The 12941-nt window shown below is 72.4% G+C and carries 12 protein-coding genes; 2 read left to right on the forward strand and 10 right to left on the reverse strand.

Annotated features, from left to right (window positions below; genetic code table 11):
• Positions 1-16: 16 nt before the first annotated feature.
• The 5 genes from LG334_RS16825 to bchI are packed head-to-tail and all read right to left on the reverse strand — an operon-like array spanning position 17 to position 6346.
• Positions 17-1048: a phytoene/squalene synthase family protein gene (locus tag LG334_RS16825; RefSeq protein WP_404379792.1), complete on the reverse strand. Its 1032-nt coding sequence runs from the start codon at positions 1046-1048 to the stop codon at positions 17-19.
• Positions 1029-2570, reverse strand: a complete 1542-nt coding sequence (locus tag LG334_RS16830) for a phytoene desaturase (protein WP_404379793.1) — start codon at positions 2568-2570, stop codon at positions 1029-1031. The genes LG334_RS16825 and LG334_RS16830 overlap by 20 nt, the downstream gene beginning before the upstream one ends.
• Entirely contained in the window at positions 2567-3496 is a 930-nt protein-coding gene (bchO, locus tag LG334_RS16835) for an alpha/beta fold hydrolase BchO (protein ID WP_404379794.1), read from the reverse strand. Before bchO ends, LG334_RS16830 begins: the two co-directional genes overlap by 4 nt.
• The gene (locus tag LG334_RS16840; protein WP_404379795.1) at positions 3480-5246 is read right to left on the reverse strand and encodes a magnesium chelatase subunit D; all 1767 of its coding nucleotides are present in this window, start codon (positions 5244-5246) and stop codon (positions 3480-3482) included. The genes bchO and LG334_RS16840 overlap by 17 nt, the downstream gene beginning before the upstream one ends.
• Positions 5243-6346 (reverse strand): magnesium chelatase ATPase subunit I, encoded by a 1104-nt coding sequence (bchI, locus tag LG334_RS16845; protein WP_404379796.1) that lies wholly within the window; start codon positions 6344-6346, stop codon positions 5243-5245. The genes LG334_RS16840 and bchI overlap by 4 nt, the downstream gene beginning before the upstream one ends.
• A 512-nt stretch (positions 6347-6858) precedes the next feature.
• Here bchI and LG334_RS16850 point away from each other — a divergent pair.
• Both LG334_RS16850 and LG334_RS16855 read left to right on the forward strand, forming a co-directional pair.
• A complete protein-coding gene (locus tag LG334_RS16850; RefSeq protein ID WP_404379797.1) occupies positions 6859-8151 on the forward strand; it encodes a sigma-54 interaction domain-containing protein in 1293 nt (430 codons plus the stop codon).
• A gap of 41 nt (positions 8152-8192) precedes the next feature.
• A complete protein-coding gene (locus LG334_RS16855; protein ID WP_404379798.1) occupies positions 8193-9581 on the forward strand; it encodes a transporter in 1389 nt (462 codons plus the stop codon).
• Positions 9582-9596: 15 nt separating this feature from the next.
• On the opposite strand, the gene LG334_RS16860 is transcribed toward LG334_RS16855, so the two are convergent.
• From LG334_RS16860 to LG334_RS16880, 5 genes are all read right to left on the reverse strand, one after another.
• Positions 9597-9980: a hypothetical protein gene (locus LG334_RS16860; protein WP_404379799.1), complete on the reverse strand. Its 384-nt coding sequence runs from the start codon at positions 9978-9980 to the stop codon at positions 9597-9599.
• A gap of 85 nt (positions 9981-10065) precedes the next feature.
• On the reverse strand, positions 10066-10629 hold the full coding sequence (locus LG334_RS16865) for a hypothetical protein (RefSeq protein WP_404379800.1): 564 nt from the start codon (positions 10627-10629) through the stop codon (positions 10066-10068).
• A 17-nt stretch (positions 10630-10646) separates the two neighbouring features.
• Positions 10647-11366, reverse strand: coding sequence for a C39 family peptidase (locus LG334_RS16870; RefSeq protein WP_404379801.1), 720 nt, complete (start codon positions 11364-11366; stop codon positions 10647-10649).
• Positions 11367-11384: 18 nt separating this feature from the next.
• Complete coding sequence (locus LG334_RS16875) at positions 11385-11765, reverse strand: hypothetical protein (protein ID WP_404379802.1); 381 nt, start codon at positions 11763-11765, stop codon at positions 11385-11387.
• Positions 11766-11861: 96 nt separating this feature from the next.
• Complete coding sequence (locus tag LG334_RS16880; RefSeq protein WP_404379803.1) at positions 11862-12857, reverse strand: hypothetical protein; 996 nt, start codon at positions 12855-12857, stop codon at positions 11862-11864.
• Positions 12858-12941 lie beyond the last annotated feature (84 nt).

Genomic DNA, 12941 nt, shown 5'->3' on the forward strand with positions numbered 1-12941 from the left:
CGTTTCCCTCCGTTGCCTACGGCGCCGACGCCGCCCGCTCCCGCCGGGCCAGTTCCAGGAACAGGTCGATGGTCCATTCCGCCGCGCCCTGTCGCCGGCCGGCATCGAAGGGCACCGGCGCCGCCGCCACCGCGTCCAACAGGAAGCGCGTTTCGGCCAGGGGCTCCAGGGCCAGCCCGTCCGCCCTCGTCGGCCGGGCCGCCGCCGCCAGCGCCGGGGCCAGCAGCCACAGCTTGCGTGAGGCCGGCACCACGGCGCGGCGGGTCACAGGGTCGTCCACCGCCCGGCCGATCTCGGCATAGAGCACGCGGGCGGCCTGGATCGCCGGACGGCAGCGGCGCGGAAGCTGGTCGATACCGGGGCGCGAGCACGCATACAGCGCATCCGCCTCGGCCAGCAGCCGCGCCACCACGCCCTGAAGCGCCGGCGACAGGGCGGGCGCGGCCAGGAAGGCGTCGGGATCAAGCCCCGCCTCCCGCATCCAGGCGCGCGGCAGGTAGAGGCGGCCGGCGCGGGCGTCCTCTCCCACGTCGCGGGCGATGTTGGTGAATTGCATGGCCACGCCCAGGTCGCAGGCCCGCGCGAGCACCGCAGGCTCCCGCCGGCCCATGAGCAGCGTCATCATGGCGCCCACCGTTCCCGCCACCCGCGCGGCATAGGCCCGCAGGTCGGCCAGCGTCTCATAATCCCGGCCGTGGGCGTCCCACGCCAGCCCCTCCAGCAGGGCGGCGGGCAGCGCGGGCGGGATGGCATGATCGGCGAGCGTCGCGGCGAAGGCGCGGTCGCAGGGGTGGTCGAGCGGCCGCCCGGCAGCGGCGCGCTCCAGCCGGGCGCGCAGGCGGACCACGGCGGCGGCCGGGTCCGCGCCGTCGTCCACCGCGTCGTCGGAGGCGCGGCAGAAGGCATAGAGCGCATAGGCGGGCCCGCGCAGGCGCGGCGGCAGCAGCAGCGACGCGGCGTAGAAGGTGCGCGACCCGCCGCGGATGGTCTCGCGGCAGGCGGCGAAGTCGGCGGGGCTGGCCAGCGGTTCAGCGGACGGTCGACGCATGGGGCACCACCTCATCCAATATCTTGGCCGACGACAACACGCCCGGCAATCCGGCGCCCGGATGCGTCCCGGCGCCGACGATATACAGACCGCGCACGTCCTCGCTGGCGTTGTGGGGACGGAACCAGGCGCTTTGGGTCAGCACCGGCTCCATGCCGAAGGCCGCCCCCTGCCATGCCTTGTAGCGGTCGCGGAAGTGGACCGGCGTGGCGACGCGGCTGGTGGTGACGTGCGCCGACAGGCCGGGCAGAACGGTCTCCTCCAGCCGCTTTTCCACCATCCGGCGATAGGTTTCCACCCGCTCCGCCGGCCACGTCTCGCCGCCGGCCAGGTTGGGCACAGGCGACAGTGCATAGAACGTATCCCGCCCCGGCGGCGCGAGGCCGGGATCGGTGGCGGTCGGGCGGTGGAGGTAGAGACTCATGTCGGCCGCCACGCGCTTGCGGCGGAAGATGTCCGTCAGCAGGCCCTTGTAGCGGGGGCCGAGCAAGATGGTGTGATGGTCCACCGCCGGCCACCGGCGATCCGTGCCGAAGTACCACAGGAACACGCCCATGGACTGCCGCGCCCGGCCGACCTTCCCGTCCGTCCACCGCCGCCGCGCCTCGGGCTTCAAGAGCTTCGCGTAGGTCGTGGCGGTGTCGGCGTTGGAGACCACCACGTCGGCGGCGATGGCCTCTCCATCCGCCAGCACGACGCCCGTCGCCCGGCCGTCGCGGGTGGTGATCCCGGCCACGTCGGCGTTCAGGCGCACCGCATTCCCCTGCCCTTCGATCAGCCCGACCAGGCCGCGCACGATGCTGTGCGTCCCGCCCATGGCGAAGTGGACGCCGTCGCGGCGTTCCAGATAGGCGATCAGGCTGTAGACGCAGGTCACGCTGAAGGGATTGCCGCCGATGAACAGCGGATGGAAGCTGAGCGCCGTGCGCAACCGTTCGTCCTTCACGCAGCTTGCGACGTGCCGCCACACGCTGCGGTGCGCGCCCATGCGGATCAGGTCCGGCAGGCGCCGCAGCATGTCCGCCACCGAACCGAAGGGCACCGCGCCCAGCTTCTCGAACCCGACACGGTAGATGTCGGCGGCTTCCCGGAAGAACCGTTCGTAGCCCGCGACGTCGGCCGGGGCCAGCCGCGCCACCTCCGCCCGCATGGCGTCGGGGTCGGCGGAGGCGGCGAAGGTGGCGCCGTCGTCGAAGCGGATGCGGTAGAAGGGATGCATGGGAACAAGCGTCACGTCGTCGGAAAGCCGCCGGCCGCAGAGGCTCCACAACTCCTCCAGCAGGAAGGGCGCGGTGACAATGGTCGGCCCGGCATCGAAGACGTGGCCGTCCTGGTGGAAGACGTTGGCCCGGCCGCCCGGCTGGTCCAGGCGCTCCAGCACCGTCACGCGGTAGCCCAGCGCCCCCAGCCGCACCGCCGCCGCCAGCCCGCCGAAGCCCGAGCCGATGACGACGGCGTGGGGGCGCGCGTCCTCTGACGACGGGGCGGCGAACAGGTGGCGGGGTGGTGGCATGACGGTCATGACGGACCTCCGTTGGCGACCGGCGGTGCGGTCTCTCCCGGCAGGATGCCGGTCTCGCGCGCGGTTTCCAGCAGCAGGGTGACGATGGCCTCGGGCCGTTCCTCGTGAACAAGGTGCCCGCCGCTCTCCCGCACCAGCAGCGTCGCCCCCGGCACCCGCCCGGCGGCGCGGCGGGCCTTTTCCGGCGGGATCATGCGGTCGTCGCGGGTGGTGACGAGCGTCAGCGGACAGCGAAGGCCGGGCAGTGCCCGCTCCAGGCCGTGCAGATCCCATCCCGCCATCATGCCCAGTGCCCCGGCGACGTGGCCGGGCTTGCGGAACAGGCGCAGGTAAAGCTCCTCCCCTCGCGCGCCGATGGTCGAGCCCGTCTCGGCCAGCATCCGGCGCACGCGGGGCTCCTCGGCGCGCATGGCGAACAGGCGGGGCGTCAGCGGGTTGACGAACAGAAGCTTGGCGAGCGACGGGAACAGGTGCCCCGCCACACCGTCGAACCCCACCAGCGCCCCGTTCAGGCTGACCAGAAGGTCGGGGCGGACGCGCCCGTCCAGGGCCATGCGCACGGCGATGGCGGCGCCGGCGGAGTGGCCGACGATCATCGCCGGCGCCACCTCCAGCCGCCGCAGCAGATCGGCCATCGCCGCCGCCATGCCGCCCAGGGTCAGGCGGTGGAAGGGCAGCGGCTCGGAAAAGCCCTGGCCCGGCAGGTCGGGGGCGATGACGGTCATCTCGCGCGCCAGCAGCGGCAGCATGTCGCGCCAGGTGTGGGTGGAGGCGCCGGTGCCGTGCAGCAGCAGCACCGCCGGCCCCTCGCCCGCGAGCTGGACGTGCCAGCGCAGGCCGCCGGCGGCGACGAAGCGGCTGTGTTCGCGGTTGGGCCAGTCGCGGCCGTCGCGCTCCCAGTCGGGCCGTTCAGGCGGAAACAGCATGGCCGCCCTCCTCTCCCGCCGCACGGGCGGCGCGGGACAGGGTCGCGGCATCGGCGCGCGGCAGGGCCAGATAGCGCGCCGCCATGGCCGCCGCCACCGCCTCTGCCCGCGCATCGGGCCGGTTGGCGGTGTCCACGACAAGACAGGCGGCGCCGGATGCCCTGAGCGAGCGGGCGGCGGCCTCGGCCTCGGCGGCGGCGGCGCGGCGCCCTCCCGTCCCGTTCCGGCACACGTTGGCGCGGCCGTCGGTCAGCACCACCACCACCGGGCGCTCGCCCCGGCGCAGGGCCGCCTCCACCTGCGCCAGCGCCGCATCCAGGCCGGCGGCCAGGGGGGTGCCGCCGCCGCCGGGCAATGCCGACAGGCTGCGCCGGGCGCGCGCCAGCGATCGGGTCGGCGGCAGGAGAAGGTCGGCGCCCGTGCCCCGGAAGGCGATGACCGCCACCCGGTCGCGGCGCACATAGCAGTCGGCCAGCAGCAGTTCCACCGCTCCCTTGGCCTCGGCCAACCGCGCCAGCGCGGCGGAGCCCGAGGCGTCGACGGCGAAAATGGTGGTGGTGCGCGTGCGCGGGATGGTGCGCTGGTGGCGGAAATCCTCGGGCCGGATGCGCAAGGGCTCGGCCGGCGCCGCCCCCCGCAGCCGCTGCAACGGCGCGGCGGCGCGCAGCGTCTCCACCACCGCCAGACGCGCGCCCGGCGGCGGTGCCCCGAGGCGCACTCCGGCGGGACGCCCCGCCCCTTGAGCGCGCCGTTTGACCGGCGCGCGACCGGTCGAAGGTCCGGCGGCGCGCAGGCGGGCGGCCGCCTTCAACTGTTCCAGCAGACCCGGCGGCAGAACGGCCCGCCCGGTCTCCTGCACGTCGCCGTCGGCGGCCTCGCCGCCGCTCTCCCCGTCCTGGTCCGGCGGCCGATCGTTATCAACCGGCGCGTCCGGCGCCTGCTCGGCCTCGGGCTCCGCCTGGGGAAGGCGCGTGGCGCGCGGGGCGAGCACCAGAAGGGCGGCGCGGGCCGCGTCGGCCTCCGCCACCGCCCCGCGGCCGGCCAGCGCCGCCGCCGCCCGGGCCGCGCGCACGGCCAGAAGGGGTGCGCGCAGCGAGTCCGCGCCCAGCGCCACGGCTGCCGCGCTCAGGGTCTCCACCACGTCGTCGCCGACCGACACCGACGTCAGCCGCGCCCGCGCCGCCGCCACGGCCGCCGCGTCGGGCACGGCTGCGGGCTCGGTGGGGCGGAAAGGGTGCAGGTCCAGGTGCAGGGCCAGTCGGTCGGCGAGCGCGGGAGGCACGGCCTCGTCCGCGGCGCCTTCGTCCAGCGCCACCACGCCCAGCCGCGCCGGCACTTCCAGCACCAGCCCGTCGCGCGCGGCCCGCACGCGGCCCTCGTCCAGCACCGCCCGCAGCCGCGCCGCCACGCCCGCCGACAGGCGCTCCGCCATGGGAACGACGACGGCGCCGCCATGGGCCTCGGCCAGCAGTCCGGCACGGGCGACGGGGCGGCCTGCGCGCAGGGTGGCCGGCAGATCAAGGCCGCCGAGCAGGCCGTCGTCGGAGATATGCGCGGGCATGCGCCGCACCGGCGCCGCCTCCGGCAGACGCTCGCGAAACAGCCGCAGCCAGCGGTCTCGTACAGGCCCTGGCGCCGCCCGCAGCACCGCGCCGCCGAGCCCCGCCGGATCGACGGCCAGCAGGGCGGCGGCGTAGGCGGCATCGGCCCAGCACAGGCCGGCCTCGCCGGGGGCGGCGGCGTCGGTCATGGCGCGAAGACCTCCTCCACTGCGCGCGCCACCCGAGCGCCGGAGCCCGCCTCGTCCAGCGGATCGCGGCGCAGGCGATGCCCCAGCGCCAGGGACGCCATGCGCCGCAGATGGTCGGCCGCCACGGCCGGCGCGCCTTCCAGCGCGGCCAGGGCACGGGCGGCGCGCATGAGCGTCAACTCGCCGCGCAGGCCGTCGGTGCCGAGCGTCAGGCACAGGGCGGCGGCCTGCTCCAAAGCGTCATCAGGCACGGTCACCGCCGCCAGTCGGCCACGGGCGGCGACGACGGCGGCGCGCGGCTCGGCCTCGGCCTCCGCCCAGGCGGCGGCGAAGGCGGCGGGGTCGCGGTCGAAGGCGTCGCGGCGCTTGATCACGGTGACGCGCGTCTTCACGTCGCGCGGCGTGCCCACGTCCACCGCCAGTCCGAAGCGGTCGAGAAGCTGCGGGCGCAGTTCACCCTCCTCGGGATTGCCGCTGCCCACCAGCACGAAGCGGGCGGGATGGCGGACGCTCAGGCCCTCGCGCTCCACCACGTTCTCGCCCGAGGCCGCCACGTCCAGCAGCAGGTCCACCAGGTGGTCCTCCAGCAGGTTGACCTCGTCCACATAGAGGAACCCGCGATGGGCACGGGCCAGCAGGCCGGGCTCGAACGCCTTTTCGCCGCGGGTCAACGCCCGCTCCAGGTCGAGCGCGCCCAGCACGCGATCCTCGGTGACGCCCAGCGGCATGTCCACCACCGGCACGGGCGCGGACACGGATGCCGCGGCGCCGCCGCTGCATCCGGCGCAGCCGGCGACGCACGGCGCCGGGTCGGACGGGTCGCGATTGTAGCGGCAGCCCTCCACCACGGTCATGGCGGGCAGCAGCCCGGCCAGCGCACGCACCGCCGTCGACTTGCCCGTGCCCCGGTCGCCGAACACCATGACACCGCCCACCGAGGGGTCGACGGCGGCGATCAGCAGGGCGGTCTTCATGGCCTCCTGCCCGACGATGGCGGAAAACGGGTAGCGCGGGGGCACCGCCGCGGCGGGCGGAACCGCCGGCGCCGGGCCGGAATGGGCCTGGGCCGGAGCCGGGGCGAGAGAGGCGGCTGTCGGCATGGGAACTCCTCGCATCGGTGGCGTCGGGTCGCTCTATGCCCTGAGTATGGCCCTCCATCACAGTTGACGTCAATCTATCGTTACACTTCGCGCCATCCCGTGCCCCGACACACGAAAGTCGTGCCAGTGCTGCGCTCTTGGCCGAAGGTACAGAGGCACCACGCACGATCGCCCCCGCTCTACGTCCCTTTATGCCGCTCCGCACAATCGCCCGGATTAGCAGCGGTGGCACATGTGGGTGATGGAAGCAATTGCGTCTCGCAGCGCCGGCTCTCGCCCCTGTAGGCTTCCCCAGCGTCCAAAGGAAGAGAAGAAGGCATCCCATGCGGAAGGCCCCGGCACCACCGGCAAACCGGCCGGCGAGCACCGGCGACCGCGCGTCCAGGTCCACGACGACCACGACGCCCGCGGCCGTAGCGCTGGTGGTCGGATCGGAAGTGGAACAGGCGTCCGAAAGCTCGGCACTCGGCGGCGGGCGCTTCACGGTTCGACGGATCGAAGGCCCGGGCCATATGTCGACCGTCGACAATGGAGACCGTGTTTTCGCCGTGGTGATCGAAGGCCGCGGTCGTCTGCGGCGGCATCTCGCCTCGGCGGCGGCGGCGGCGGCCGAGGCCTTCCCGGCCGCCCGCCTTTTGCTGGCGGTGGAGACCGAGGACCTGGGCTCCGAGACCGTGGCCACCCTGGTCGCCGACGGCGTGGCGCACCTGGTGGCGCCGTTGCCCCTGTCGCTCGCGGACCTGACGGCGGACCTGCACCGGCTCTGGCTGCTGTGGCACATTGATGGCGCCGGAGCCTTGCCGGAGGCGCCCTATGCCGGCGGAGGCGCTGGTGCGGCGGCCGACGGCGAGCCGCTGATGGTCGGCGACGGGGCCGCCATGCGCGAGGCCTTCGCCCGCATCCGCCGCTTCGCGGCCACCGACGTGCCGGTCCTCGTCACCGGCGAGAGCGGCACCGGCAAGGAACTGGCCGCGCGCGCCATTCACGAAAGGTCCACCGTCGCCGGCGGGCCCTTCGTCGCCATCAACTGCGGCGGCATTCCCGCCGACCTGGTGGCGGCGGAACTGTTCGGCCATGAAAAGGGCGCCTTCACGGGCGCCCACCAGCGCCGCCCCGGCCGCATCGAGATGGCCGACGGAGGCACGCTGTTCCTGGACGAGATCGGCGACTTTCCCATGCACCTGCAACCGCACCTGCTGCGCTTCCTGCAGGAGGGCACCTTCGAGCGGGTCGGCGGGCTGGAGACCCTGCGCATCAACACCCGCATCATCGCCGCCACCAACGTCGATCTGGAAGCGGCGGTGGAGTCCAAGACCTTCCGCCGCGACCTGTTCTTCCGTCTGAACGTGCTGCGCCTGCACCTGCCGCCCCTGCGCGAACGCGGCGACGACGTGACGCTGCTGGCGCGCTACTACATCGACCACCTGCGCCACGCCCACGGCAAGCCGCTCGCCCGCCTGACGCCCGAAGCCCTGGTGGCGATCCGCAACCACCCCTGGCCGGGCAATGTGCGCCAGCTCATCAGCGCCCTGCGCCGCGGGCTGACCTTGTGCCGCCGCGGCCGCATCACCACCGCCGACCTGGGCATCGACGATGATCCCGCCGCCGGCTCCGACGCGCCGCCCCCGTCGCTGGAGGCCGCCCGCGCCGAGGCCGAAAAGGCCGCCGTGCTGTCGGCCATGCGCTATGCCCACAACCGGCCCAGCGGAGCGGCGGCGGCGCTCGGGATCTCGCGCGTCACGCTCTACAGCCTGATGAAGAAGCACGACCTGGCCCGCCGGTTCGAGTTGAAAACCCGCCGATGACCCGTCACCACTCCCCCGCCCCGCTCAGAAGAGGTTCCGCGATGACGGCCTTCCGACCGTTGCAGACAGGATCCCTGATCACCCTCTCCCTCGCCCTGGCCGCCTGCTCCGGCACGCCTACGCCGACGGCGGCGGGCGGCGGCGCCGGCACCGCGACCGGCACCAGCACCGAGGCGGTCTACGCCCGGCTGGCGGCGCAGGAGGCGCGTCTTGCCGCCCAGGCCGCCGAACTGGAGCGCCAGCGCCGTGAACTGGAGGCGCAGCGCCAGGCCCTTTCCGACCTTGTCCTGGCGGCGCAGACCGGGCGCGGCCTGACCGTGCCGCCCCGCGCCGCCGAACGCCCGCCGCGCACGCCATCGCCGCAGGTGGCCCAGGCTCCGGCACAGCAGGCGCAGGCGCAGGCACCGCAGGCCCCGCCGCCGAACGCGGCGGCGGACGAGGGCTCGACCGCACCGGGCGACGGGCCGCAGAGCACGGTGCGCGAGGTCGACCTGGCGGTCATCCGCGACCAGGGCGGCGTGCTGACCCCCCAGGGCACAGTCATCGTCGAGCCCGAGGTCGAGTTCTCCACCTCGTCATCCAACCGCTTTTTCTTCGAGGGCGTGGAGATCGTCGAGGCCGTTCTGTTCGGTGTTATCGAGGCGACCGAGACCGAGCGCGAGCGCGCCACGGCGGCGGTCGGCGCGCGCTACGGCGTGACCGACCGGCTGGAGGTGGACCTGCGCGTACCCTACACCTACAGCAACGACCGCACGATCACCACGGCCGTCAACGCCCTGCCCGGAGAGGGCGGCGTCCGCGACCTGGAGGGATACGGCATCGGCGACGTGGAGGCCGGCGTCCACTACCAGCTCAACGACGGCACCGAGGACTGGCCCATCTTCATCGGCAACCTGCGCGTCAAGACGCCCACCGGGCGCGGGCCCTTCGACGTCGACCGGGACGCGGAGACGGGGCTGGAGACGGAACTGCCGACCGGATCGGGCTTCTGGACGGTGGAGCCCAGCATCACCGCCCTGGTGCCCGCCGATCCGGTGGTCATCTTCGGCAACCTGGGCTACGCCTACACCCCGTCCAGGGATGTCGACCTGCTGATCCCCAATCCCGGCGCCGTGGATACCCCGACCCGCATCGGCACCGTCGATCCGGGCGATTCCATCGGGCTCAGCTTCGGCGTCGGCATCGGCTTCAACGAGCGCTTCAGCATCAGCCTGGGCTACGAACACGACTACATCTTCGGCACCGAGACCGAGGTGAACGGCGTCACCACCAAGGGCGACGACGCCCACTCGGCGTCCATGCTGCTGGGCGGCAACTACCGTTTCAACGACCGGGCCTCCGTCGACCTGCGCATTGCCGCCGGGCTCACGGAGGAAGCGCCGGACACCCGCGTCACGCTGCGGGTGCCCTACCGCTTCCCCGTGGACTGACGGGACCGCCCCGGTTCAGTCTTTCGGGCGCGGGTTGGAGATGAAGTGGAGCGACAGCGAGTCGGCTGCCGTAGAACTCGACCCGCCGCCCCCGCCGCCGGTGTTGCGCGGCTGCGGGCGGCGGGGCGGTTTGGGAACCTCGTCCCACAGAACGACGCCCACGCGCGTTTCCAGCAGGCCGTCGGTCAGGGCCGACAGGCCGTTGCCCCGCGCCGATCCCAGGGCATCGGCGGAAACGGCGGCGGTATCGAACGGGCCACCGCCGCCGTCACCGGCACGGGCGACCGACGGGGCCGTCGCCGCACCGGCAAGCGAAAGCGCCAGCGCGGCAGCGGCGACGGATGCGCCGGCACCCGGTTTCCGGCGGGCGCGGCGACGGGGAACGGATCGCTTGGGCATGGGCGACTCCTGTCTGGATCCCGACTCTCTGCCTCCTGGGACTCTCTCTCATTTTCTTTTTTTATCATGGTTCCGCGCGGCCCCGTCAGGGCGAGGCGGCGCGCATCTCGCGCAGAATGCCCGACAGCGCGCGCCCGGCCTTGAGCGCGCCGAGGCGTTCGCGGTAGTTGGAAACCCGGATGTTGACCTCCAGGCGGGTGCGGATCGCCTGGTTGTCGAGACGGTTGAACACGGTCGCCCCCCCAAGGCCGGCGGGATCGTGCAGCACCGTCAGGCCATCGGCCGGGCTCCAGGCCACGCCGCCGTTGGGCAGGTCGGCGATGGCGTTGCCCGCGTCCCCGGCCGCCCCGCCGACGGTGGCCCCGGCGCGCGCGAGCCGCCCCTCCACCGCCTGAAAGCGCGACGTCAGGTCCAGCCCCTCGTCCAGCGCCGTATTGAGCGCGACCCCGATGTCGAAATCGAAAGCCCCGATCCGCATGCCCCCGCGCGTTTCGGCCAGCGTCGCGGCCTTCACCGGTGCCAGGCCGGCGAAGGGCGCGGGATCGGCGGCACCGGCCGCGCCCGACACCAGCGCCAGCACCGCGGTGGCGGCCATGGCCGCGGCGGCGCATCGAGCGGCGGCGAGGCGGGAGGCAAGAGCGGCGGTCATGGCGGACTCCTTTCGGCTCACCAGGTGTTGCCGGCGCGGTAGAGGCTGGCCGTGAAGGTCGCCAGCGCCGTGCGCGGCAGGGCCTCGCCCAGGGGCGCCCCCGGGGGCAGCAACTCCCACTCGGGATCGCGGTTGAAACTGGCCTGCCCGATCGGGATGTCGTCGGTGATGACGAAGGCGATCCCGTTCCACATGGCCTTGAACTCGTCGTGCGGAATGCGCCGCAGCCCGCGCGCCGGGTCGCCCACCAGCACTGTCTTGGCGTCCATGCCCTTCACCAGCACGAAATGTCGGTAGCCGTCGCTGTCGATGAGCGCGATGGTGGGCAGGCGGGCTGTCGCCAGGCGCTCCAGCGGCACGCGGTAGCCGTCGGACCCGATGCCCAGCCGCGCCAGGTACTGCTTCATGTCCAGCAGGGAAAAGCCCAGGCGCTCGATCCGGGCCCGGTCGCCGTGCTCGTACATGCTGGAAAAGACGTCCAGTTCGCCGCGCTCGATGCCGTAGTGGTAGGTCAGCAGGGATGCCAGCGCCGCCGAGCCGCACGAAAAGTCGTGCTGCTGGCGGAAGACGGTGGCGAACTTGGCCTCGTGCATGGTGCGGGACGGCACGCGGAAGGTCCCGCCCAGCCCGACGCCGCCCAGCACGACCTCGCCGGCCAAGGCGGGCGGGACGGCGGCGGGTGCCGTGGCGAGGCCGAGTGCAAGGGCGGCCAGACCCATCAACGGCGCGTATCGCATGGAACCTCCGGCATCGGCTCAATCAAGGAAGATGTTGTACTGAACGCTTGTCTGGAAGGTGTTGAAGTTGCCCGTGTTGAAGTTGGAGATGGTCAGACCCCGGTTGTCCGAGACGCTGTTGCCGCCAAGCGCGCCGTTGACGGTGGGCGCGGCGATGGCATTGCCGGCGATGGTGCCGCGCTGGTCGGACAGGTTGATGCCGACATCGCCGGTGATGGTGGTGTTCTGTGTGCCGCGCGCGGTGGCCAGCGTTTCCGTCTCCACCAGCGGCGCATCGCCGAACAGGGCGGACGCCTGGGTGCCGTCGGCAAGCGCCGGGGCGGACGCGGGCGCGGCCAGAAGGCCGGCAAGCGCCAGCACGCGGGCGGCGACGGCAGTGCGGTCGATAAAGTGCGACATGTCCAGCATCCTCGTCATGGCGGGCCGATCAGGCGACGGTCGGTCCGCGACCGGCGGGGTGTGGGCCATCCCCCGCCGGTCGGGCCGAACGGCCGATCAGTCGCCGATGCGCGAGTTGATGGACACGCTGTTGTTCATCGCCGCGACGCCGGTGTTCATGTTCAGCTGGCTGATGCCGCGCGAGCCGCTGATCTCGGTGTTGCGGATGTTGCCGGTCGTGACCGCACCGCCGCGGTAGACATCGCCCGACAGGCCGCTGGTGGTCGAGGCGTTCAGCGCGGTGTCGTTCATCGCGACGCTGCCCATCACCAGTTGGGCACCGGCGCCCAGGGACGGGGAGTCCGTGGTGTTGTAGCTGTCCACGGTCTTGTAGGCGTCGGTGACGCTGTTGTCGGTGTTGAAGCTGTCGTTGGTGCTGTTGTCGTCAGCCGAATTGAAGCTGTCGTTCGTGCTGTTGTCGTCGTTGTCGGCGCTGTTGAAGCTGTCGTTCGTGCTGTTGTTGTCGGCCGAGTTGTAGCTGTCGTTGGTGCTGTTGTCGTCGTTGTCGGCCAGGCTGTTGTCGTCGTTGGAATTCCAACTGTCGTTCGTGCTGTTATCGCTGTTGTTGCTGAAATCGTCGTTGTCGACGGTGCTGTTGTCGTCGTTGGAGTTCCAGCTGTCGTTGGTGCTGTTGTTGTCAGCCGAATCGAAGCTGTCGTTCGTGCTGTTGTCGCTGTTGTTGCTGAAATCGTCGTTGTCGACGGTGCTGTTGTCGTCGTTGGAGTTCCAGCTGTCGTTGGTGCTGTTGTTGTCAGCCGAATCGAAGCTGTCGTTCGTGCTGTTGTCGCTGTTGTTGCTGAAATCGTCGTTGTCGACGGTGCTGTTGTCGTCGTTGGAGTTCCAGCTGTCGTTGGTGCTGTTGTTGTCCGCCGAGTCGAAGCTGTTGTCGTTGGTGTTGTTGCTGTAGGCGTTGTTGTCGTCGCCGATGAAGGCGTCGTCATGGGCGGCGTTGCCCGGGTCCGCTTCGCTGCTGGCATCCTGCGCGATGGCCGGCGCGGCGGCCAGCAGGGCGAAGGACGACACGGCGGCGAGCAGAACGTGCTTGACGGTCATTGGGGCTCTCCTTGAAGAGGTTGGTCTTCGGATCCTGCCGAAGGCCGGCGGGCCATCCCGCCGTTACGGCCATGCCCCTTCCAT

Origin of the sequence: Caenispirillum salinarum, assembly GCF_044803115.1 — a bacterium.
Taxonomy (GTDB): Bacteria; Pseudomonadota; Alphaproteobacteria; order Rhodospirillales; family Rhodospirillaceae; genus Caenispirillum; species Caenispirillum salinarum_A.

Coding starts and splice junctions, on each gene's coding strand:
- LG334_RS16825 (WP_404379792.1), bottom strand. CDS start 1,048: ATGCGTCGACCGTCCGCTGAACCGCTGGCCAGCCCCGCCGACTTCGCC.
- LG334_RS16830 (WP_404379793.1), bottom strand. CDS start 2,570: ATGACCGTCATGCCACCACCCCGCCACCTGTTCGCCGCCCCGTCGTCA.
- bchO (WP_404379794.1), bottom strand. CDS start 3,496: ATGCTGTTTCCGCCTGAACGGCCCGACTGGGAGCGCGACGGCCGCGAC.
- LG334_RS16840 (WP_404379795.1), bottom strand. CDS start 5,246: ATGACCGACGCCGCCGCCCCCGGCGAGGCCGGCCTGTGCTGGGCCGAT.
- bchI (WP_404379796.1), bottom strand. CDS start 6,346: ATGCCGACAGCCGCCTCTCTCGCCCCGGCTCCGGCCCAGGCCCATTCC.
- LG334_RS16850 (WP_404379797.1), top strand. CDS start 6,859: ATGTCGACCGTCGACAATGGAGACCGTGTTTTCGCCGTGGTGATCGAA.
- LG334_RS16855 (WP_404379798.1), top strand. CDS start 8,193: ATGACGGCCTTCCGACCGTTGCAGACAGGATCCCTGATCACCCTCTCC.
- LG334_RS16860 (WP_404379799.1), bottom strand. CDS start 9,980: ATGCCCAAGCGATCCGTTCCCCGTCGCCGCGCCCGCCGGAAACCGGGT.
- LG334_RS16865 (WP_404379800.1), bottom strand. CDS start 10,629: ATGACCGCCGCTCTTGCCTCCCGCCTCGCCGCCGCTCGATGCGCCGCC.
- LG334_RS16870 (WP_404379801.1), bottom strand. CDS start 11,366: ATGCGATACGCGCCGTTGATGGGTCTGGCCGCCCTTGCACTCGGCCTC.
- LG334_RS16875 (WP_404379802.1), bottom strand. CDS start 11,765: ATGTCGCACTTTATCGACCGCACTGCCGTCGCCGCCCGCGTGCTGGCG.
- LG334_RS16880 (WP_404379803.1), bottom strand. CDS start 12,857: ATGACCGTCAAGCACGTTCTGCTCGCCGCCGTGTCGTCCTTCGCCCTG.